18 protein-coding genes are annotated in these 22,084 nt (G+C 67.3%); 9 read left to right on the top strand and 9 right to left on the bottom strand.

Annotated elements, in window-relative coordinates:
- Positions 1-52 precede the first annotated feature (52 nt).
- The 3 genes from F3J14_RS00285 to F3J14_RS00275 all read right to left on the bottom strand — a co-directional run bounded on the left by F3J14_RS00285 (position 53) and on the right by F3J14_RS00275 (position 4,188).
- A complete protein-coding gene (locus F3J14_RS00285; RefSeq protein ID WP_247682083.1) occupies positions 53-1,198 on the bottom strand; it encodes a hypothetical protein in 1,146 nt (381 codons plus the stop codon).
- 140 nt (positions 1,199-1,338) lie between these two features.
- Positions 1,339-2,808 (bottom strand): NADP-dependent succinate-semialdehyde dehydrogenase, encoded by a 1,470-nt coding sequence (gene gabD / locus F3J14_RS00280; protein ID WP_166721251.1) that lies wholly within the window; start codon positions 2,806-2,808, stop codon positions 1,339-1,341.
- Between the two features lie 90 nt (positions 2,809-2,898).
- Positions 2,899-4,188 (bottom strand): 4-aminobutyrate--2-oxoglutarate transaminase, encoded by a 1,290-nt coding sequence (locus F3J14_RS00275; protein WP_166721250.1) that lies wholly within the window; start codon positions 4,186-4,188, stop codon positions 2,899-2,901.
- A 119-nt stretch (positions 4,189-4,307) separates the two neighbouring features.
- Here F3J14_RS00275 and F3J14_RS00270 point away from each other — a divergent pair, with 119 nt between their 5' ends.
- Entirely contained in the window at positions 4,308-5,816 is a 1,509-nt protein-coding gene (locus tag F3J14_RS00270) for a PLP-dependent aminotransferase family protein (protein ID WP_166721249.1), read from the top strand.
- A gap of 88 nt (positions 5,817-5,904) precedes the next feature.
- Here the strand turns inward: F3J14_RS00270 and F3J14_RS00265 are convergent, their stop codons facing one another.
- Positions 5,905-6,741: a DMT family transporter gene (locus F3J14_RS00265; RefSeq protein WP_166721248.1), complete on the bottom strand. Its 837-nt coding sequence runs from the start codon at positions 6,739-6,741 to the stop codon at positions 5,905-5,907.
- A 108-nt stretch (positions 6,742-6,849) separates the two neighbouring features.
- Between F3J14_RS00265 and selD the strand changes: the two genes are divergently transcribed.
- From selD to F3J14_RS00250, 3 genes are all read left to right on the top strand, one after another.
- Entirely contained in the window at positions 6,850-7,914 is a 1,065-nt protein-coding gene (gene selD, locus F3J14_RS00260; protein WP_166721247.1) for a selenide, water dikinase SelD, read from the top strand.
- 73 nt (positions 7,915-7,987) lie between these two features.
- Positions 7,988-8,578, top strand: a complete 591-nt coding sequence (locus F3J14_RS00255) for a LysE family transporter (protein WP_166721246.1) — start codon at positions 7,988-7,990, stop codon at positions 8,576-8,578.
- A 227-nt stretch (positions 8,579-8,805) separates the two neighbouring features.
- Positions 8,806-9,885: a purine nucleoside permease gene (locus tag F3J14_RS00250; RefSeq protein ID WP_166721245.1), complete on the top strand. Its 1,080-nt coding sequence runs from the start codon at positions 8,806-8,808 to the stop codon at positions 9,883-9,885.
- Positions 9,886-10,117: 232 nt separating this feature from the next.
- Here the strand turns inward: F3J14_RS00250 and F3J14_RS00245 are convergent, their stop codons facing one another.
- Complete coding sequence (locus tag F3J14_RS00245; protein ID WP_166721244.1) at positions 10,118-10,414, bottom strand: DUF4148 domain-containing protein; 297 nt, start codon at positions 10,412-10,414, stop codon at positions 10,118-10,120.
- A gap of 423 nt (positions 10,415-10,837) precedes the next feature.
- Positions 10,838-11,842, bottom strand: coding sequence for a putative multidrug efflux transcriptional regulator CeoR (gene ceoR, locus F3J14_RS00240; RefSeq protein ID WP_166721243.1), 1,005 nt, complete (start codon positions 11,840-11,842; stop codon positions 10,838-10,840).
- A 174-nt stretch (positions 11,843-12,016) separates the two neighbouring features.
- On the opposite strand from ceoR, the gene F3J14_RS00235 reads away from it, so the two are divergent.
- The 4 genes from F3J14_RS00235 to opcM are packed head-to-tail and all read left to right on the top strand — an operon-like array spanning position 12,017 to position 18,924.
- A complete protein-coding gene (locus F3J14_RS00235; protein ID WP_166721242.1) occupies positions 12,017-12,877 on the top strand; it encodes an alpha/beta hydrolase in 861 nt (286 codons plus the stop codon).
- 31 nt (positions 12,878-12,908) lie between these two features.
- A complete protein-coding gene (ceoA, locus tag F3J14_RS00230) occupies positions 12,909-14,126 on the top strand; it encodes a multidrug efflux RND transporter periplasmic adaptor subunit CeoA (RefSeq protein WP_166721241.1) in 1,218 nt (405 codons plus the stop codon).
- A gap of 45 nt (positions 14,127-14,171) precedes the next feature.
- Positions 14,172-17,372: a multidrug efflux RND transporter permease subunit CeoB gene (ceoB, locus tag F3J14_RS00225; protein WP_166721240.1), complete on the top strand. Its 3,201-nt coding sequence runs from the start codon at positions 14,172-14,174 to the stop codon at positions 17,370-17,372.
- Between the two features lie 10 nt (positions 17,373-17,382).
- Entirely contained in the window at positions 17,383-18,924 is a 1,542-nt protein-coding gene (opcM, locus tag F3J14_RS00220; protein ID WP_166721239.1) for a multidrug efflux transporter outer membrane subunit OpcM, read from the top strand.
- A 180-nt stretch (positions 18,925-19,104) separates the two neighbouring features.
- On the opposite strand, the gene F3J14_RS00215 is transcribed toward opcM, so the two are convergent.
- Positions 19,105-19,995, bottom strand: a complete 891-nt coding sequence (locus tag F3J14_RS00215) for a LysR family transcriptional regulator (protein ID WP_166721238.1) — start codon at positions 19,993-19,995, stop codon at positions 19,105-19,107.
- A 98-nt stretch (positions 19,996-20,093) separates the two neighbouring features.
- On the opposite strand from F3J14_RS00215, the gene F3J14_RS00210 reads away from it, so the two are divergent.
- Positions 20,094-20,534: a PACE efflux transporter gene (locus F3J14_RS00210; RefSeq protein WP_166721237.1), complete on the top strand. Its 441-nt coding sequence runs from the start codon at positions 20,094-20,096 to the stop codon at positions 20,532-20,534.
- A gap of 94 nt (positions 20,535-20,628) precedes the next feature.
- On the opposite strand, the gene F3J14_RS00205 is transcribed toward F3J14_RS00210, so the two are convergent.
- Positions 20,629-21,480 carry an alpha/beta hydrolase gene (locus tag F3J14_RS00205; protein ID WP_166721236.1) on the bottom strand — a complete coding sequence of 284 codons (852 nt, stop codon included), beginning with the start codon at positions 21,478-21,480 and terminating at the stop codon, positions 20,629-20,631.
- A gap of 260 nt (positions 21,481-21,740) precedes the next feature.
- On the bottom strand, positions 21,741-22,070 hold the full coding sequence (locus F3J14_RS00200; RefSeq protein WP_166721235.1) for a DUF3579 domain-containing protein: 330 nt from the start codon (positions 22,068-22,070) through the stop codon (positions 21,741-21,743).
- Positions 22,071-22,084: the final 14 nt, after the last annotated feature.

Below are 22,084 nucleotides of genomic sequence, written 5' to 3'. Positions count from 1 at the left end.
GGGGTGCGGCGGAGAGGAGCGGCCCGCGCATCACCTCCGCCCGCGGCAAGGATCAAATCAGCGCCGGTTGCAGCGGCGCACGGTGCTCGCGAACCTTGACGATCCGGTATTCGTTGCGAAGCCCTTCGTCGGTGATGATCTGCGTTTGACGCAGATCGACGATCAGCACGTCGCCCTTTCCGAAGCGCTCGCCGGCATCGACCTTCGCGATGAACTGTTCGTCGTCCAGTGCGGCAAAGAACGCTGACGTGCCGTCGTGCACGCGCCATTTGTTGCCGTCCTTGAACACGACGGATTCGAGCTTCAGCATCTTGAGCGCGATCGTGTCGGTGACCACTTCGCCGGGATCGTCGCTGCTCGCGAACGTAGCGAGTTCGTCGCATTCGATCGAGAGTTCGACGGTGTCGTCGCGCACGATGCCGAAGCGGTCGATGCCGTCGCGTTCGAGCGGCGACAGCACTTTCTGCAGGTTCACGCGAATGGCCCGATTCCGATACAGCCGGACGATGGGTTCATCGACGACGAAGCATTCCTGCTCCGAGATCCAGATCCTGACGTTCGTTCCCTCCGGCTCGGTGCGATGCGGTTTGCGTCCGCGCAGCGTGCGGATGAGGCCGATCAGGCCGCCGCCTCCGACGATCCCCAGTGCGGCGAGGATCGCCAGCGCGTTGCTGAACGCATTGGCGTTCGGCGCCGCGAACAGATCGCGGATCTGGCTCGCGAGCGACTGCACGAAGATCAGTTCGGCGTGGAACGAGCCGGCCTTGAAGCTGCCCCTGACCTCGAGATGTACCTCGGCGTGCTCGCCATTGAGTTCCTTGTTGGCGCACGAGAACAGGTCGGCGATCGCGAGCAGCACCGGCGCGAGGTCGCGCACGTCCATCCGGTGCTCGCCGAGCGCGGGCCCGTCGTAGACGATGTTGAACGGCTGGTGATTGCTCGTGCCGCCGGGCTTTCCCGCCGGACCGGACGTGCTCGCGATCATGCGCGGGCTCCTTGCATGCAAGTTGTGCCACCCGGGCGAGCGGGAGGACGCAGTGCGGGGAGGACGCGGGTCGGGCGGACGGGAGAAGGGTTCATGCGCGGGCAAACCGGAGCGGGGTGGAACGCTCAATCTAGCGGGTGGCAGCGCAACGAGAAATCGGACTTGGACGAAATTGCCGAACGGTATGACGTTCGGCCGACGCGGGATCGACATCGCGCACATGAAGCATGGCGACATCGCACGCGGGAAGGAGGCGACGCGGACACGGCGGAGAGGGCCACCGGCCCGCGTCGTGACCGCCCGGTTCCGGCCGGGCGGTCGGGCCTGTCACGAACGCGACAGGCCACGAACCATCAAACAGCCAGGCAGAGGTACTTGATCACGACGTAGTCGTCGATGCCGTAGTGCGAGCCTTCGCGGCCGAGGCCCGACTGCTTGACGCCGCCGAACGGCGCGACTTCGTTCGAGATCAGGCCCGTGTTCACGCCGACCATCCCGTATTCGAGCGCTTCGGCGACCTTCCACACGCGGCCGATGTCGCGACTGAAGAAGTAAGCGGCCAGGCCGAACTCGGTGTCGTTCGCAAGGCGGATCACCTCGTCGTCGCTGCTGAACTTGAACAGCGGCGCGAGCGGCCCGAACGTCTCTTCCTTTGCGACCTTCATCGCCGGCGTGACGCCCGTCAGCACGGTCGGCTCGAAGAAGCCGTGGCCAAGCGCATGGCGCTTGCCGCCCGTCACGACGGTCGCGCCCTTCGCGAGCGCGTCCTCGATGTGCGCCTCGACCTTCAGCACGGCCGCTTCGTTGATCAGCGGACCCTGCGTGACGCCCGGCTCCGTGCCGCGCCCAACCTTCAACTGGCCGACCGCCGCCGCGAGCTTCTGCGCGAACTGGTCGTACACGGCTTCGTGTACGTAGAAGCGGTTCGTGCACACGCACGTCTGGCCGCTGTTGCGGTACTTCGACGCGATCGCGCCCTGCACGGCCGCATCGAGATCGGCATCGTCGAACACGATGAACGGCGCGTTGCCGCCGAGCTCCAGCGACACCTTCTTGACCGTCGCCGCGCATTGCGCCATCAGCAGGCGGCCGACCGGCGTCGAGCCGGTGAACGACAGCTTGCGCACGATCGGGTTCGACGTCAGCTCGCCGCCGATCGCCTTCGGGTCGCCCGTGACGACGCTGAATACGCCGGCCGGCACGCCCGCGCGCTCGGCCAGCACGGCCATCGCGAGCGCGGAGAACGGCGTCGCTTCGGCCGGCTTCACGACGATCGGGCAGCCTGCCGCGAGCGCCGGGCCGACCTTGCGGGTGATCATCGCCGCCGGGAAGTTCCACGGCGTGATCGCCGCGCACACGCCGATCGCTTCCTTCGTCACGACGATGCGCTTGTCGCTCGCCGGCGTCGGGATCGTGTCGCCGTATACGCGCTTGCCTTCTTCCGCGAACCACTCGAGGAACGATGCCGCGTAGCCGATCTCGCCCTTCGCCTCGGCCAGCGACTTGCCCTGCTCGGTGGTCAGGATCAGCGCGAGATCGTCGGCGTTTTCCATCATCAGGTCGTGCCACTTGCGCAGGATCGCCGCGCGCTCCTTCGCGGTCTTCTTGCGCCACGCCGGCCATGCGGCGTTCGCGGCTTCGATCGCGTGGCGCGTCTCGGCCGTGCCCATCGCCGGCACGGTGCCGAGCAGGCCGCCGGTCGCCGGGTTGCGGACTTCGAACGACTCGCCGTTCGCCGCGCCTTGCCATTCGCCGTTGACGTACGCCTGCTGGCGGAACAGCGACGGGTCTTTCAGTGCCAGGGTTTCCTGAACCGTGCTCATATGAATAGCCTGCTTTGAAAAAGGACGGATGAAACGGCCGCCGCCGTCGTGAAGACGGCGGCGGCGCAATCAGTTGAAGTCGGCGGGAACTCAGGCCGGCACGCCGACCGTCTCCTTCAGCACTTCCTCGAGGATCACGAGCGCTTCGTCGAACACGGCCTGCGGGATCGTCAGCGGGAACAGGAAGCGCACGACGTTCGAGTACACGCCGCACACGAGCAGCAGCAGCCCGCGCTCGAGCGCACGCGCTTGCACGCGCTTCGTGAAGTCGGCGTCCGGCTCGCCCGAACCCGGCTTCAGGAACTCGACCGCGATCATCGCGCCCGGGCCGCGCACGTCGGCGATCTGCGGCACGTCGGCCTGCAGCGCATTCAGCTTCGCCTTCAGCACGTCGCCGAGTTGCGTCGCACGCTCGCACAGCTGCTCTTCGTCGATGATCTCGAGCACCGCGTGCGCCGATGCGACCGCCAGCGGGTTGCCCGCGTAGGTGCCGCCGAGGCCGCCGGGAGCCGCCGCATCCATCACGTCGGCGCGGCCGACAACGCCCGACAGCGGCATGCCGCCCGCAAGGCTCTTCGCCATCGTGATCAGGTCGGCCAGCACGTCGTAGTGCTGCATCGCGAACAGCTTGCCGGTGCGTGCGAAGCCCGTTTGCACTTCGTCGGCGATCAGCAGGATGCCGTGTTCGTTACAGATCTTGCGCAGCGCGCGCACGAATTCGGCCGGCGCCGCGTAGAAACCGCCTTCGCCCTGGACCGGTTCGAAGATGATCGCGGCGACGCGCTTCGGATCGATGTCGGCCTTGAACAGCATCTCGATCGCCTTGATCGAGTCGGCCGTCGTCACGCCGTGCAGCGCGTTCGGGTACGGGGCGTGGAACACGTCGCCCGGGAACGGGCCGAAGTTCAGCTTGTACGGGGCGACCTTGCCGGTCAGCGCCATGCCCATCATCGTGCGGCCGTGGAAGCCGCCCGAGAACGCGATGACACCCGGACGGCCGGTCGCGGCGCGTGCAATCTTGATCGCGTTTTCGACGGCTTCGGCGCCGGTCGTGAAGAACGCGGTCTTTTTCGGGAAGTCGCCCGGCGCGCGTGCGTTGATCTTCTCGGCCAGCTCGACGTACGACGCGTACGGGACGATCTGGTAAGCGGTGTGCGTAAAGTTGTTCAGCTGGTCCGCGATCGCCTTGACGATCTTCGGGTGGCGATGGCCCGTGTTCAGCACCGCGATGCCGGCGGCGAAATCGATGAAGCGGCGGCCTTCGACATCCCACAGCTCCGCATTCTCGGCGCGGGCTGCGTAGAAATCACACATCACGCCGACGCCGCGCGGGGTGGCGGCGTTCTTGCGGGCCTGCAGGTCGGCATTCTTCACGGTCATCTCCTTGATGTCTGTCTGGTGGGATAAAAATCGGCCGCGTTGGCAGCCCATGGAGGCGACTATAATCACATTTGGCTCTGACAATCAGAGCCATTTCAATAAATAATCAGGAGCCAATCATGCGCGCAAGCGTGTTGTCGGACTGGCTGGCGCAGCGCCTCGTGCGTAGCGGCGAACAGCCGATCTACCGACAGCTGCATCGGCTGCTGCAGCAGGCGATCCTGTCGCGCGAACTGCCGGCCGGCACGCGCGTGCCGTCGTCGCGGCTGCTCGCGGCCGAACTCGGGATCGCCCGCAACACGGTCACGCAGGTTTACGAACAGCTTGCGCTCGAAGGCTATGTGAACTCGGCCACCGGGCGCGGCACCTTCGTCGCCGACAGCGCGCCGGACGAGATCGTCGGCGCGCCACCCGATCCGGCCGCCGGCCCGGCGGTGGTGCCATCGTCCGCGCGGCGGCTGTCCGTGCGCGGCACGCGGCTCGTCGAAGGCGCGGGCGTGTCGAAGCGCCAGGGCGGCGCGTTCATGCCAGGCGTGCCCGATGTGTCGCGCTTTCCGGCGCGCGTGTGGACGCGGCTGCACAACAAGTACTGGCGGCGGCTGCGCCCGGACCTGCTGACCTACGCGCCGGGCGGCGGGCTCGCGCTGTTGCGCGAGGCGCTGGCCGACTACCTGCGCACGTCGCGCTCGGTGCGCTGCACGCCCGAGCAGATCGTGATCACGACCGGCATCCACCAGTCGATCGACCTCGCGGTGCGGCTCCTGACCGATCCGGGCGACGCCATCTGGACCGAGGATCCGTGCTACTGGGGCGTGCGCAGCGTGCTGAACGTGTCGGGGCTGACCACGCGGCCGATTCCGGTCGACGACGAGGGGATCGCGCCATCGGCCACCGATCTTGCCGAGCCGCCGAAGCTGATGCTCGTCACGCCGTCGCACCAGTATCCGCTCGGGATGGTGATGAGCCTCGCGCGGCGGCGGATGCTGCTCGAATACGCGCGCCAGCACGGCTGCTGGATCATCGAGGACGACTACGACAGCGAATTCCGCTACGGCAGCCGGCCGCTCGCGTCGCTGCAGGGGCTCGATACGGCCGGGCAGGTGATCTACGTCGGCAGTTTCGGCAAGACGCTGTTCCCGGGGCTGCGAGTCGGCTATCTGGTCGCGCCGGAGCCGCTCGCGGAAAGCTTCGCGACCGCGAGCGCCGAGTTGTACCGCGAGGGTCAGCTGCTGCAGCAGGCCGTGCTCGCCGAGTTCATCGCGGAAGGGCACTTCGTGTCGCATATCCGCAAGATGCGCACGCTGTACGGGCAGCGCCGCGAGGTGCTGCTCGATGCGGTCGCGCGCCGCTACGGCGATACGCTGCACGCACTCGGCAGCGACGCCGGGCTGCATCTCGTTACGCGGCTGCCGGACGGGGTCGACGATCGCGCGGTCGCGCAGGCCGCGCTCGAACGCAATATCGTCGTGCGGCCGCTGTCCGGCTATTACGCGGAGCGCGAACGCGCGGCGTCGGGGTTGCTGCTCGGCTATGCATGCGTGCCGGAGGACGAGATCGCGACGGCGTTCGAGACGCTCGCGGAGGCGATCGACGAGCGGGCGTTCGGCAGGGGCGTCGTGCTGGCTTGACGGGGGCGGTGCGACGGCACGGTCGCGGCTTGGTGCGGGTTGTCGAGGCGAGGCCGGCGCATGCGCTTGGCGGCGCGCCTGCGCTCGCTCAAAGCCGGATCAGCGCCGCGCCCGCGACCACCAGCGCGCATGCGGCGAGCCGCTGCGCGCCGGGCCGCTCGCGCATCACGAACCAGCCGATCGCGACCGCGAAGATCGAGCTCGTCTCGCGCAGCGCCGACACGGTCGCGACCGGCAGGTGGCGGTACGCGAGGATCACGATTCCGTACGCGGCGAGCGAGATCGTGCCGGCGATCGCGCCCTGCGTGAGCGCGGTGCGCGAACCGAGCACCGCGCGCGGGCCGCCGCGCACCGCGCAGACCAGCACGAGCTGCGGCACGCTCCACAGCAGGTACACCCACGCGATGTAGCCGAGCGCGCTGCCGGACACGCGCGAGCCGATCCCGTCGCAAATCGAATACGCGGCGATGAACACGCCGGTGAGCAGCGCATACGGCACGCCTTCCCCGGAGAACCTGAAGCCGCGCCGCAGCGCGAGCGACATGATGCCGAACGACACCAGCGCGATACCTGCGAAGCCGAACGGCGTCGGCTGCTCGTGCAGCGCCGCCAGCGCGAGCACCGACACGAGCAGCGGCGAGATCCCGCGCGCGATCGGATAGATCTGGCCGAACTCGCCGTTGCGGTACGCACGCGCGAGCGTGAAACAGTATGCGACCTCGAGCGCGGCCGACGCGGCGATGTACGGCCACGCGGCGGGCGCCGGCGCGGGCAGCAGCGCGGCGCCCGCCGCGCCGAATGCGAGATACGGCAGCGACATCGTGCCGAGCTGCACGAGCCGGTCCTCGCTGACATGGAGGAAGGCATTCCAGATGGCGTGCAGCAGCGCGGAGCACAGCACGAGGCCGATGAAGAGGTGATCCATGAACGAAGAGAGGGGCGGGAGCGGCGGGCGCCGTCAATTATGTGGGTATCGGGCGCGCTCGCGCGGAATTGTCGATAATGGAACGTTGTTATTCACCGGATGCCGACGATGACCGAAGCCACCCTTACCCCGCCCGCCGTTCCGCGCCTCACGAGCCTGTCGCACGGGGGCGGCTGCGGCTGCAAGATCGCGCCGGGCGTGCTGTCCGAGCTGCTGAAGCGGGCGACGCCGCCGGCGCTGTTTCCGGATCTGCTGGTCGGCACCGAGACCTCCGACGACGCGGCCGTCTACCGGCTGAACGACGAGCAGGCGATCGTCGCGACGACCGACTTCTTCATGCCGATTGTCGACGATCCGTTCGACTTCGGCCGCATCGCGGCGACCAACGCGCTGTCGGACGTCTACGCGATGGGCGGCAAGCCGATTCTCGCGCTCGCGCTGGTCGGGATGCCGATCAACGTGCTGCCGCACGAGACGATCGCGGCGATCCTGCGCGGCGGTGAATCGGTGTGCGCAGAGGCCGGCATTCCGGTCGCGGGTGGCCATTCGATCGATTCGGTCGAGCCGATCTACGGACTCGCGGCGATCGGCGTCGTGCATCCGTCGCGCGTGAAGCGCAACGCGGCCGCGCGCGCGGGTGATGTGCTCGTGCTCGGCAAGCCGCTCGGCGTCGGCGTACTGTCGGCCGCGCTGAAGAAGAACCAGCTCGATGCCGCGGGCTACGCGCAGATGGTCGCGACGACCACCAAGCTGAACCGGCCGGGCGCCGAGCTCGCCGCGCTGCCGGGCGTGCATGCGCTGACCGACGTCACGGGCTTCGGGCTGCTCGGCCACACGCTCGAGCTCGCCCGCGGCGCGAACCTCACCGCCCGCGTGCATTACGCGTCGCTGCCGTGGCTCGCGGGCGTCGAGGCGTTCGTCGCCGACGGCGTGTTCACTGGTGCGTCAGGGCGCAACTGGGCCGCGTACGGCACCGACGTCCAGCTCGCCGACGGGCTGCCGCCCGTCGCGCAGGCGCTGCTGACCGATCCGCAGACGTCGGGCGGGCTGCTGGTGGCGTGTGCGCCGGAAGCGGTCGACGACGTGCTCGCCTGCTTCCGCGCCGACGGTTTCGACCGCGCTGCCGTGATCGGCGAGATGATGGACGGGCCTTCGCGCGTCGACGTCGCCTGACGCCGCATTCACACCCCGGATCGTTTTTGACGTCGTTAGAATCGATGCCTTCCGTCGAAGGCATCGAGGACCGGTGAACGACTTCCTGTTCGGGCTGGCGATCGCGCTGTCGGTCGGGCCCGTTGCGCTGATGATCGCGAACTACGGCATGCGTGCCGGTACGGCTACCGGCGTGCGCGCGGCGGTGGGGGTTGCCGCTGCCGACGGCTGCTATGCGGTCCTTGCGTTCACGCTCGGCGCGCTGCTCGCGAGCACGCTCGCGTCGCAGCTGTGGCTGTTTCGCACCGTCGGCGCACTCGTGCTGCTCGCGATGGGCGCGCGCATGCTATGGCACGCGCTGCGGGACCGGCGCCGCACGCTCGACGGCGATGCACCGACACCGGGCATTCGCCCGTTCATGTCGATGTTTCTCGTCACGCTCGCGAATCCGCTGACCATCCTGCTGTTCTACGGCTATGCAACGGCCGCCGCCGGTGCGCATCGGCACTGGCTGACCAGTGCCGCGTGCGTGTTTGCGGGCAGCCTCGCGGGGCAGCTCGTGTTCGCGTTCGGCGGCAGCGCGATCGGGCGTTTCGTGAAGTCGCCGGCGTGGCTTGCGGCAAGCCATGTGGTCGCCGCGCTGGTCGTGCTCGCTTATGGTGTCGCGGGGCTCGTGCGCGTGTAACGGCGAGAGGCGGCCGACGTCGCACATGGCGGCCAATCCGATAGCATTCCTGATATTTTGTGTGCGGCGGCGACCGTACGGTTTCCATCACGCAACACGCATCGCTTCGCACGAAACACCGCCCGCCGTTTCGTAGTCGGGTTCCGCATCACGCAGGCGCGTTCTATACTCCCTCGCGCAGTCTCCGACAGCCGTTCTCACCCAACATCCCGAAACAAGGAACGCCGATGCTGACTCGCTCCATCCTTTCCGCCGCCGCCTTCTCGCTCGCGGCCTGTGCGACCGCGCCGTCGATCGCGCAGGACAACCAGGGCAACAGCGCGGGCAACGCTGCATTCGCCGAGACCGGTGCACAGGGCCGCCCGGTCAAGGTCATGATCATCACGATGTTCGGGCCGGAGGGCCAGGCGTGGCTCGATCGTATCGGCCCGTGGCGCGACATCGCCGTGCCGGGCCTGTCGCCTGACTACCCGAACGTCCACTGCAACAAGCAGGACGTGTGCGTGGTCACGACCGGCATGGGCTATGCGAACGCGTCGGCGACGATCATGGCGCTCACGTTCTCGCAGCGCTTCGACCTGCGCCGCACGTATTTCCTGATCTCGGGCATCGCGGGCGTCGACCCCGCGCAAGGCACGGTCGGTTCCGCCGCATGGTCGAAATACCTGGTGGATTTCAGCCTGCAGTGGGAGCTCGATGCGCGCGAGATTCCGGCCGGCTGGAATACGGGGTTTCTCGGCATCAACACGAAGAGTCCGAACGACAAGCCGCCGCTCGACTACCGCACCGAAGTGTTCCAGCTCAACCCGCAGCTGACCGATGCCGCGTATGCGCTGTCGCGCAACGTCGTGCTCGCCGACAGCGCGCAGGCCCAGGCCGCGCGCGCGAAGTTCACGTATGCGCCGGCGAACCGGCCGCCGACGGTGATCCAGTGCGATACGTCATCGGGCAACACGTGGTTCTCGGGCACGCTGATCGGCGAGCGCGCGCGCCAGTGGACGAAGATCCTGACCGACGGCAAGGGCACCTACTGCATGACCGCGCAGGAAGACAACGCGACGTATGAAGCGCTCAAGCGCGCGGCGAGCGTGAAGCGGGTCGACCTGTCGCGCGTCGCGGTGCTGCGCACGGGGTCCGACTTCGACCGGCCGTATGCGGGGCAGACGAGCGCGGACAACCTGCTGAACTACGCGGACCAGGGCGGCTTCGGCCCGGCGACCGAGAACCTGTACCGTGCGGGCAATCCGCTCGTCCAGGATATCGTCACGCACTGGGGCGAGTGGCGTGACGGCGTGCCGCGCCGTTGACGGCGGTACGACGGCATCAGTGAGACGTCGACGTGGCGGTCAGTGCGACGACTGCGGCGCCGAACGGAACGGCGTCCAGACCGGCGTGGTGTCGTCCCAATGATCGAGCGGCGAAGGAAGTTGATCGTTCATCACAGGCTCCTGCAACTAACTAACTGACTGACTCATCGCGTGTTCGACAGCGATGTCACGACGCCGCGCACCGGACCATCCGCTGCGCGGCGTTGCACGTTTACCGGCCCCCACCTGCGAGCTGGTTGCTTTCCGGCATCGAGCGATACGGGCCTTGCGCGAGTTCGAGCCCTTGCGGATACGAATTCGCCTTGCGCAGCCAGGCCAGCGTGCCGTCGCGGCGTGCCTGCGCGACTTCCGCGCTGACTTCGGCGCGGGTGCGCGGACCGTTGTTGTGTTGCGTGTACCACGACGCGTTGCCGTAGTCGCCGGCTTGCGGGGTGTTCGTATCGGCGAAGGCCGGTGCGGACACGGCGAGTGCGAGGGCGACGGCGGAGAGAAGGTGACGGCGGTTCATGACGTAACTCCTGTGTTGGTCGGAGTTGGCGCGTGAGCGCTGGCTCCGGTCCCGTCAAACGGGGCTGTTCGATGCGCAACGAGGTGCGCGACAGGGTTTACTCTAGGTGTCTGTTCCGTCGCGATAAATGCGGCTGACGCGAATTGAATAGTCGCGATCGAGGAACAATCGCGATCCATTACGTCGGCAGGGCTATTCGAAACTTGCGCACAGCCGCCTGCGGCGGGCCTGGCGGCGATGCGGCGATGCGGCGCGGCGCGCGACGCCGCGCACGGACGATTGCCGCGCGTGGCGCAAAGGTGTGGTGCGGATTCAGGAAAGACGTCGTGCGCGGCGCGAGAGGTGGCACGCCGGTGACGCCGGCGCGGCACGAAGGCGGCACAGCGCGCGGGCCGGACAGCCCGCGCGCCGCGGTTCAGATGTTTACGCGACCCACTCGTTGATGACCGGCGTGTCGAGCACCGGCGCGCGCTCGGCTTCCTCGAACGTGCGCTTGCTGCACGTCGCGTCGAGGCTGCCCTTGCCGCTCAGCAGCGGGCAGCGGTCGAACACTTCGGCGACCCAGTCGACGAACACACGCACCTTCGGCGACAGGTGCCGGCTGTGCGGATACACGACCGAGATCGGCATCGGCAGCGGCTTCAGGCCGGGCAGCACTTCCTTGAGCCGGCCGTCGCGCAGGTGCGGCAGCACCATGAACAGCGGCGGCTGGATCAGCCCGAAGCCTTCGAGCCCGCACGTCACGTACGCGTCGGCGTCGTTGACCGACACGATCGCGTTCATCTTGACCTCGACTTCCTTGCCGTCGGTCAGGAACGTCCAGTCGATCGTACGGCCCGTGCGGCTCGAGAAGTAATTGACGGCCTTGTGATCGCTCAGGTCCTCGATCGTCTGCGGTTCGCCGTACTTCTCCAGATACGCGGGTGCCGCGACCGAAACGCATTCGAACAGGCCGACGCGACGCGCGACGAGCGACGAGTCCTGCAGCGCACCGACGCGGATCACGCAGTCGACGCCTTCCTGCAGCAGGTCGACTGGCCGGTCGGACAGGCCGAGCTGCAGATCGATGTCCGGATAGCGCGTATGGAATTCGCACAGTGACGGGATCACGAGCAGCCGCCCGATCGAGCCCGGCATGTCGATACGCAACTTTCCGTGCGGCTTGCGGTTGTTCGCCTGGAAGCTTGCTTCGGTTTCCTCGACATCGGCGAGGATCCGCACGCACCGTTCGTAGTACGCGGCGCCGTCCGGCGTGAGCGACAGCCGGCGCGTGGTCCGGTGCATCAGGCGCACGCCGAGGAATGCTTCGAGATTCTGGATGATCGTCGTGACGGACGCCCGCGGCAGGCTGAGCGTTTCTGCTGCCTTGGTGAAGCTGCTTGTATCGACGACGCGAGTAAACACCTGCATGGCCTGAAGCCGGTCCATCACAACCTCCGCAATCTAATGAGCCACCGGAACAACAAGGCTGCGCTACCTCGTGGGTAAACGCAGCCTGGGATTGTTCGGGGGTGTTGAATTGTGTTGCCGGATTATAGGCATTTATCCCAATGTCTGCCGGACCCAGAATTCGTTCCATCTCGAAATGGATCCTGCATCGTCATGGACGCTTCTGAATTCAGCAAATTCCTGAAAGCCGCATTGCCCGCCGAAGCCAGAGCCGGCGCGGCACTGACGGTCGCGGAGGTGGAAATCCCCGGCTACGCGCAGGACATCGTGCTGCGCCTCTATCGGCGCGCGGACAAGACCGGACTGCCGGTAGTGCTTTACTTCCACGGCGGCGGTTTCGTGCGCGGCTCGCTCGACGACGCCGACTTCGCCGCGCGCTTTTTAGCAGAACGCTTACCAGCTCTCGTAGTGTCGGTCGATTATTCGCTCGCGCCGGCCTTTCCCTTTCCGGCCGCGCCGGAGGATGCGTATCGCGCCGCCGTGTGGGCCGCGACGCGCGCCCGCGCGTTCGGCGGCAATCCGAAGAAGATCGGCGTCGCGGGCCACGACGCGGGCGGCCAGCTCGCGAACTGTCTCGCGTTCATCGCGCGCGATCGCGGCGAAGTGTCGATCGCCGCGCAGGCGCTGTTCGGGCCGATGCTCGACCCGAGCATGACGCGCATCGGCGACGCCGAACGCCTGTCATCCGACATCACCGCGCGCGAATGCGCGGCCTGTTATCGCGCCTATCTGCCGCAGGCGGCGCAGCGCATGCACCCGTATGCGGCGCCGCTCGAATCGGTGCGCCTCGCGGGCCTGCCGCCGACGCTCGTCGTCACCGCGCAGAACGACGTGCTGCACGTCGAAGCGGAGAAATATGCGGGCTGCCTGATTTCATCGGGCGTGCTCACGCAGGTGATCCGCTACCCGGACGTCACGCACGCGGCGCTCGCGACGCACGAAGCCGCGCTCGAGGAAGCCGTGCGCTTCTTCCAGTGCCGCTTCCAGGCGCGCCAGCCGAACCGTTCCGAATAACCAGACCAATCCACGCTTACTGGAGATCCACATGGCCATCCTACGCACCTCCCGTTCCCGAATCGCCACCGCGGCGATCGTGACGCTCGCCGTCGTCGGCCTCGGCACGTTCGGCGCGATGCGCGTGAGCGCGAACGCGCCCGAAAAGGCGGCGGCGCCGCTGCCCGAAGTCGACGTCGCGACCGTCGTGCCGCAGACCGTCACCGACTGGCAAAGCTATTCGGGCCGCCTCGAGGCGGTCGAGAAAGTCGACGTGCGCCCGCAGGTGGCGGGCACGATCGTCGCGGTGAACTTCAAGGACGGCGCGCTCGTGAAGAAAGGCGACGTGCTGTTCGTGATCGATCCGCGTCCGTACCAGGCGGAAGTCGACCGTGCCGCGGCACAGCTCGCCGGCGCGCAGGCACGCAACGGCTACGCGCAGAGCGACTGGCAGCGCGCGCAGCGCCTGATCGGCGACAACGCGATCGCCAAGCGCGACTACGACGAGAAGCAGAACGCCGCGCGCGAAGCGAGCGCGAACCTGAAGGCGGCCGAAGCCGCGCTGGAAACGGCGCGCATCAACCTCGGCTATACGCGGATCACGGCGCCGGTCTCGGGCCGCGTGTCGCGCGCGGAAATCACGCTCGGCAACGTCGTGTCGGCCGGTGCGTCGGCCGCCCCGCTGACGACGCTGGTGTCGGTGTCGCCGATCTACGCATCGTTCGACGCGGACGAGCAGACCTACCTGCAATACATCAACGGCGCGCGCAACGGCCGCAAGGTGCCGGTCGAGCTCGGTCTCGCGAACGAAACCGGCTACTCGCGCAGCGGCGAGATCGATTCGGTCGACAACCGGCTCGACACGTCGTCCGGGACGATCCGCGTGCGCGCACGCTTCGACAATGCCGACGGTGCGCTCGTCCCCGGCCTCTACGCGCGCGTGAAGGTGGGCGGCAGCGCGCCGCACCAGGCACTGCTCGTGGACGACGCGGCGATCAACACGGACCAGGACAAGAAGTTCGTGTTCGTCGTCGACCAGCAGGGCCGCGTGTCGTATCGCGAAGTGCAGCAGGGGATGCAGCACGGCAACCGGCGCGTCATCGTGAGCGGACTTTCCGCCGGCGACCGCGTGGTCGTGAACGGCACGCAGCGTGTCCGACCCGGCGAGCAGGTGAAGCCGCACATGGTCCCGATGACGGGCGGCGATGCGCCGTCCGCGCCGCTCGCGAGCACCGCGAAGCCGGCCGCACCGGCGAAGGCGGATTCGTAAGCGGCCCGCCGCTTCGCTTCCGCGTTCAACCAGACAGAGCAACCCATGAACATTTCCAAATTCTTTATCGACCGGCCGATCTTTGCAGGAGTCCTATCGGTGATCATCCTGCTCGGCGGGGTGATCGCGATGTTCCTGCTGCCGATTTCGGAGTATCCGGAAGTCGTGCCGCCTTCCGTGATCGTGAAGGCGCAATACCCGGGCGCGAACCCGAAAGTGATCGCCGAGACGGTCGCGTCGCCGCTGGAAGAGCAGATCAACGGCGTCGAGGACATGCTCTACATGCAGTCGCAGGCGAACAGCGACGGCAACATGACGATCACCGTCACGTTCAAGCTCGGCACCGATCCGGACAAGGCCACGCAGCTCGTGCAGAACCGCGTGAACCAGGCGCTGCCGCGTCTGCCGGAAGACGTGCAGCGGCTCGGCATCACCACGGTGAAGAGCTCGCCGACGCTGACGATGGTGGTCCACCTGATCTCGCCGGACAACCGCTACGACATGACCTACCTGCGCAACTACGCGCTGATCAACGTGAAGGATCGCCTGTCGCGGATCCAGGGCGTCGGCCAGGTGCAGCTGTGGGGTTCGGGCGACTACGCGATGCGCGTGTGGCTCGATCCGCAGAAGGTCGCGCAGCGCGGACTGTCCGCGGAGGACGTCGTGCAGTCGATCCGCGAGCAGAACGTGCAGGTCGCGGCCGGCGTGATCGGCGCGTCGCCGTCGTTGCCGGGAACGCCGCTGCAGCTGTCGGTGAACGCGCGCGGCCGTCTGCAGACGGAAGACGAGTTCGGCGACATCGTCGTGAAGACGACGCCGGACGGCGGCGTCACGCACCTGCGGGACATCGCGCGAATCGAGCTCGACGCGTCCGAGTACGGGCTGCGCTCGCTGCTCGACAACAAGCCGGCCGTCGCGATGGCGATCAACCAGTCGCCGGGCGCGAACTCGCTGCAGATTTCCGACGAAGTGCGCAAGACGATGGCCGAGCTGAAGCAGGACATGCCGGCCGGCATTGACTACAAGATCGTCTATGACCCGACGCAGTTCGTGCGCTCGTCGATCAAGGCCGTCGTGCATACGCTGCTCGAAGCGATCGCGCTGGTCGTGATCGTCGTGATCGTGTTCCTGCAGACCTGGCGCGCGTCGCTGATTCCGCTGATCGCGGTGCCGGTGTCGATCATCGGCACGTTCTCGCTGCTGCTCGGCTTCGGCTATTCGATCAACGCGTTGTCGTTGTTCGGGATGGTGCTCGCGATCGGTATCGTGGTCGACGATGCGATCGTGGTGGTTGAGAACGTCGAGCGCAACATCGAAAGCGGAATGAACGCGCGGCAGGCGACCTACAAGGCGATGCAGGAAGTGAGCGGGCCGATCATCGCGATCGCGCTGACGCTTGTCGCCGTGTTCGTGCCGCTCGCGTTCATGTCGGGCCTGACCGGCCAGTTCTACAAGCAGTTCGCAATGACGATCGCGATCTCGACGGTGATCTCGGCGTTCAACTCGCTGACGCTGTCGCCGGCGCTGTCCGCGATCCTGCTGAAGGGGCATGGCGACAAGGAGGACTGGCTCACGCGCGTGATGAACCGCGTGCTCGGCGGTTTCTTCAAGCGCTTCAACAAGGTGTTCCATCGCGGCGCGGAGAACTACGGCCGCGGCGTGCGCGGCGTGCTGTCGCGCAAGACGCTGATGCTCGGCGTGTACCTCGTGCTGGTGGGTGCGACCGTGCTGGTGTCGAAGATCGTGCCGGGCGGTTTCGTGCCCGCGCAGGACAAGGAATACCTGATTGCGTTCGCGCAGCTGCCGAACGGCGCGTCGCTCGACCGCACCGAGAAGGTGATCCGCGACATGGGCTCGATCGCGCTGAAGCAGCCGGGCGTCGAGAGCGCGGTCGCGTTCCCGGGGCTGTCGGTGAACGGCTTCACGAACAGCTCGAGCGCGGGCATCGTGTTCGTCACGCTGAAGCCGTTTGCGGAACGGCACGGCAAGGCGTTGTCGGCCGGCGCGATCGCGGGTGCGCTGAACCAGCAATACAGCGCGATGAAAGACTCGTTCGTCGCGGTGTTCCCGCCGCCGCCGGTGCTCGGCCTCGGTACGCTCGGCGGGTTCAAGATGCAGATCGAGGATCGTGGGGCAGTTGGCTACGCGAAGCTGTCGGACGCGACCAACGACTTCATCAAGCGCGCGCAGCAGGCGCCGGAACTGGGCCCGTTGTTTACGAGCTACCAGATCAACGTGCCGCAGCTCAACGTCGATCTCGATCGCGTGAAGGCGAAGCAGCTCGGCGTGCCGGTCACCGACGTGTTCAACACGATGCAGGTGTATCTCGGCTCGCTGTATGTGAACGACTTCAACCGCTTCGGGCGCGTGTACCAGGTGCGCGTGCAGGCCGACGCGCCGTTCCGTCAGCGCGCGGACGACATCCTGCAGCTGAAGACGCGCAACGACAAGGGTGAGATGGTGCCGCTGTCGTCGCTCGTCACGGTGACGCCGACGTTCGGCCCGGAAATGGTCGTGCGCTACAACGGCTACACGGCGGCCGACATCAACGGTGGCCCGGCGCCGGGCTTCTCGTCGGGTCAGGCTCAGGCCGCGGTCGAGCGCATCGCGCATGAAACGCTGCCGCGCGGCGTGCGGTTCGAGTGGACCGACCTCACGTACCAGCAGATTCTTGCGGGCGATTCGGCGATGTGGGTGTTCCCGATCAGCGTGCTGCTCGTGTTCCTGGTGCTCGCCGCGCTGTATGAAAGCCTGACGCTGCCGCTCGCGGTGATCCTGATCGTGCCGATGAGCATTCTGTCGGCGCTCACAGGCGTGTGGCTCACGCAGGGCGACAACAACATCTTCACGCAGATCGGCTTGATGGTGCTGGTGGGGCTGTCGGCGAAGAACGCGATCCTGATCGTCGAATTCGCACGCGAACTGGAGCATGACGGCAGGACGCCGCTCGAGGCCGCGATCGAGGCGAGCCGGCTGCGGCTGCGCCCGATCCTGATGACGTCGATCGCATTCATCATGGGCGTCGTGCCGCTCGTCACGTCGACGGGTGCCGGCTCGGAGATGCGGCATGCGATGGGTATCGCGGTGTTCTTCGGGATGCTCGGCGTCACGCTGTTCGGGCTGATGCTGACGCCGGTGTTCTACGTGGTGCTGCGCACGCTCGCGGGCGGCAAGATCCACGTCGCCGGCAAGGACTCGGCCGGCTATGGCGTGTCGCCGTCGGGCGCGTCGGCTTCGGATGCTTGAGGACAACAAGATGGACAACATGTACAACTCGAATGGCCTGATGCGCTTCGCGAAGGTGGCGGCCGCGAGCACCCTGCTCGCGACGCTGCTCGCCGCATGCGCGGTAGGCCCGGACTACAAGCGCCCGGACGTGTCGACGCCCGCGGCGTTCAAGGAAGCGCCGACGCTCGCGGCCGGCGAACAGGCCGGCACGTGGAAGACCGCCGAACCGGCGGACGGCGAGCATCGCGGCGAATGGTGGAAGGTGTTCGGCGATCCGGTGCTCGACTCGCTCGAGTCGCAGGCGCTCGCCGCGAACCAGAACCTGAAGGCCGCGGCGGCGCGCGTCGAGGAAGCGCGTGCGGCGACCCGCACCGCGCGCTCGCAGTGGTTCCCGCAGGTCGGCGCCGGGTTCGGGCCGACGCGCGAGGGGCTGTCGTCGGCGTCGCAGCTCCAGCCGCAGGGCACGGGCCCGACCAACGCGACGCTGTGGCGCGCACAGGGCACGGTGTCCTACGAGGCCGACCTGTTCGGCCGCGTGAGCCGCAACGTCGAGGCGTCGCGCGCCGACCAGGCGCAGAGCGAAGCGCTGTTCCGCTCGGTGCAGCTCGCGCTGCAGGCGGACGTCGCGCAGAACTACTTCGAACTGCGCCAGCTCGACTCGGACCAGGATCTGTACCGCCGCACGGTCGAGCTGCGCGACCAGGCGCTGAAGCTCGTGCAGCGTCGCTTCAACGAGGGCGACATCAGCGAGCTCGACGTGTCGCGCGCGAAGAACGAACTGGCGACCGCGCAGGCCGATGCGGTCGGTGTCGCGCGCCGGCGCGCGGCGTCCGAGCATGCGCTCGCGATCCTGCTCGGCAAGGCGCCCGCGGACTTCGCGTTCAAGGAAACGCCGATCGTGCCGGTCGCGGTGAAGGTCCCGGCGGGACTGCCGTCCGCGCTGCTCGAACGGCGCCCGGACGTGTCGGCGGCCGAGCGCGCGATGGCGGCGGCGAACGCGCGGATCGGCCTGGCGAAGTCGGCGTATTTCCCGAAGCTGGATATCACGGGCGCGTTCGGGTATGAGGCGTCGACGCTCGGCAACCTGTTCTTGTGGTCGAGCCGCACGTTCCTGCTCGGGCCGTTCGCCGGTACCGCGCTGACGCTGCCGCTGTTCGACGGCGGGCGGCGTGCGGCCGGCGTGCAGCAGGCGCGCGCGCAATACGACGAGCAGGTCGCGAACTACCGGCAGCAGGTGCTCGTCGCGTTCCGCGAGGTCGAGGACAACCTCGCCGATCTGCGTCTGCTCGACGACCAGATTCGCGCGCAGGATGCGGCCGTCAACGCGTCGCGCCGTGCGGCGACGCTGTCGCGTACGCAGTATCAGGAAGGCGAAGTCGCCTATCTCGACGTGATCGACAGCGAGCGGTCGGTGCTGCAGTCGCAATTGCAGGCGAACCAGTTGACCGGTGCGCAGGCCGTGTCGACCGTCAACCTGATTCGCGCGCTGGGTGGCGGGTGGGGGAATGCACCGGCGCCGACGGCGGTGGGCGATGCGGCGACGGGTAAGGCAGAGGTGGCTGCGCGCTGAGCTTGAACGGCGAGCGATTCATCGCTCGTCAGCCGCGAATCGAAGAACCCCGGCATGCAGGCCCAGGCCTGCGTGACCGGGGTTTTTTCATGGTGCGCGGGGTTTATATCGCAACTAACGGTCAGGTTCCTCCAGCGCCTGCGGACGGGGCGTGCGGCGGTGTCCCGCCGCACGCCCCGATCAGGCTGCGTGGCCTTCAGCCCGCAACGCCCGCACCAGTTCGGCGGCCGCCTTGCCAAGCCCCGTGTGCTTCGGCCGCCGCAGATACACGGGCAGCAGCAGCCCGTTGCGGATATTCGCGAACACGAGCGGCGCAAGCTCGCCGGCGTCGACGTATCGGCCGATCGTCGATTCGGGCAGGTTGGCCCAGCCGTGGCCGGCCTTGACCAACGCGATCGCGGTCGCCATGTCGGTCACTTTCCACGTGCGATTGCCGATCACCGGCCGCACGTCGGTGAGCGGCCGTTCCGGATCGGCGATCACGATCTGCCGGAACCCCGACAACCGCTCGATCGTCTCGGGATGCGCGGCTTCTGCAATCGCCGGATGTCCCGGTGCCGCGACGGCAATCAGCGTCTCGGTCCACAGCGCGTGGATCTGTTCCTGCGGATGAAGATCGAGCCCGCCGTACGCGACGCACAGATCGACGGCGCCGCGATGCAGTGCGTCGACGATCGCGTCCTGCGGCGCAGTGACGATGCTGATCGCGAGCGCCGGATACTTCGCGGCGACGGCGGTCAGTGCGCGCGCAACGGGTGCGCCGTCGAGCTCCGCCGCGAGCCCGAGCCGCAGCGTGTCCTCGACGCCTTCCGACAGATGCTGCGCATGTGCGCGCAGCGCCTGCAGCCGTTCGGCGATCGACCGCGCATCGGGCAGCAGCGCGGCCATCGCGGCGGTCGGCGTCGGCTCGCGCGTGCCGCGATCGAACAGCACGAGGTCCAGCTCGGCCTCGAGATTCGCGATCGCCATGCTGACGGCCGACGGCGTGCGACCGAGCGCACGCGCGGCTGCCGAGAACGAGCCCTTGTCGATGACGGTCAGCAGCATGTCGATGTGGTCGCTGGTCAGCACGTGCGGCCTCCTGTCAGAAAAATTGAAAGGACCTGACTTTTGCGGGCGAAGTGCCCGCTGTAGTCTCGCCACCTTGTTCGATACGAAGGTGATGGGTGATGCAAGGATGGAAGAGACGCATAGTCTACGTCGTGATGTTCGAGGTGCTCGGCATCCTCGTCGCGTCGTCGGTACTCGGCATGCTGAGCGGCGCGAGCGCGACGACGAGCGGCCTGCTCGGCGTGATGATCTCGACGACGGGCGTCACCGTCAATTTCGTCTACAACTTCGGCTTCGAGGCGTGGGAGCGGCGGCGTGCGGAAACCACGCGCACCGTCGGGCGGCGCGTCGTGCATGCGATCGGATTCCAGGTCGCGCTCGTGACGTTCCTGATTCCGCTGATCGCGTGGTGGCTCGACGTGTCGCTGCTGCAGGCGTTCCTGTACGACGCGGTGCTGATCGTGTTCTTCCCGATCTTCACGTTCGCGTACAACTGGTCGTTCGACAGCGTGTTCGGATTGCCGGATGCGGTGACGCGCAAGGCCGAGCCGGTCGCGTAACGCATGGGAACGCGACGCGATGCGGGGCAGCCTGCATCGTTTCGCGTCGAAAGAGAAGGGGAGTAGCGGGCGGAACGAATGCCGCCCGATCGCGTTAGGCGGCGACGAACTCGTGCACGAAACGGTTGAACACCGCGGGGCTTGCCGCGTTCATCCCGTGCGACGCACCGGCGACGGTCTGCCGTTGCGCATCGCCGATCCACTGCGACAGCGTGTCGACGTTGTTGCGGAACATCTTCGGGCTGCGCTGGCCATCGATCAGCAGCGTGCGGCACGCGATATCCGACGCCGCGTGCTGCGAATACGCAGGCAGCGGATCGCGCAGCTGCTTCGGCAGCGTGCTCGCGTTGTCGATCGCCATCGTGCGAAAGCGCGACGTGCTCTTCTTCCATGCGCCCGGCAGGCTCACCGAGTCGACGAACATCTCGAGGCCGGCTTCCACTTCACCTTGACCGATCAGGTTCACGGCCTTCGCGCGCAGCGCGATCGCGGCGGCCGGCAGCGCGGCTTCGCGCACGCCCGGCTGTTGCAGCGGACCGCCCGGATCGGCGAGCGTGAGCGACTCGACGAGGTGCGGATGCTGGCGCGCGACGTTGAACGCGACGCTGCCGCCACGCGAATGGCCGACGAGATGCACGGGGCCGAGATCGAGTGCGTCGATGAATTCGGCGAGCTCGTCGACGTGGTTCTGCCAGCTGAACTCGTCCTGGATGCCCGCTTCGACGGCCGGCCAGTAGTGGCTCAGGCTCGGTGCGATGCAGCGGTAGTGTGCCGACAGCGAGGCGAGCTGCGGATCCCAGTAGCGGTAGTCGCACAACGATCCGTGCACGAACACCATCGGCGCGGCGCTGCCCCGCTCGACATACGGCAGGCTGATGCCTGACGAAAGCGTCGCAAATTGCAGGTCGGGGTTCGCGAGCACCGAAGGCTCGATTCGCATGTTCATGGCTGAAAGACTCAAAGGTGCGTCAACACGACGCAACTATGCATCACGGCGACCTGCAAGGAAAACGCATAATTTTCATCGTGACGATCAATTTTATTGATGGCTCGGCTGAAAACCCTTGTCGCAGCGTGGGGAGGTGTCGAGGCTTTCAATCATCTGACGATTCGTTTCGCCGCCGAACGCGCGTGCGAAAGCCTGCGCACACGCGCATCCAAGGGGGAGGGGGAAAAGGGGAAAGGCCGCCGAACGCGGCCCCCACATCACCGCACCGCCAGCGCAGGCGCGGTCTGAAGCTCGACGGGCAGATCGTTATCGGCGGCGAACTGCATCGCGAAGTCGAACGCATCGGCACAGACGGTGCGCAATTCGTCCGACACGAACAGGCATTTGGCGCCGCCGTCGACGACCGGCATCGCGAGCCGCGACAGCGCGCACGGATAGCCGGGCCGCCGCTCGCCGACGAACAGCGTGATGACGCCCGCGAGCCGTTCGGGCCAGTCGCTCGGGCGGAAGGTTTTCTGCGCGCGGGTGATGCCGCGGATCAGGTGGCCGTCGATGCGGCCGCGTTCGGTGATGTCGATGCGATCCATGCCGTTATGCGTAT

This window comes from Burkholderia sp. Tr-862 (genome assembly GCF_011753085.1).
In the GTDB taxonomy this organism is placed as follows: Bacteria; Pseudomonadota; Gammaproteobacteria; order Burkholderiales; family Burkholderiaceae; genus Burkholderia; species Burkholderia ambifaria.
This window is presented reverse-complemented; position numbering and strand designations above follow the sequence as displayed.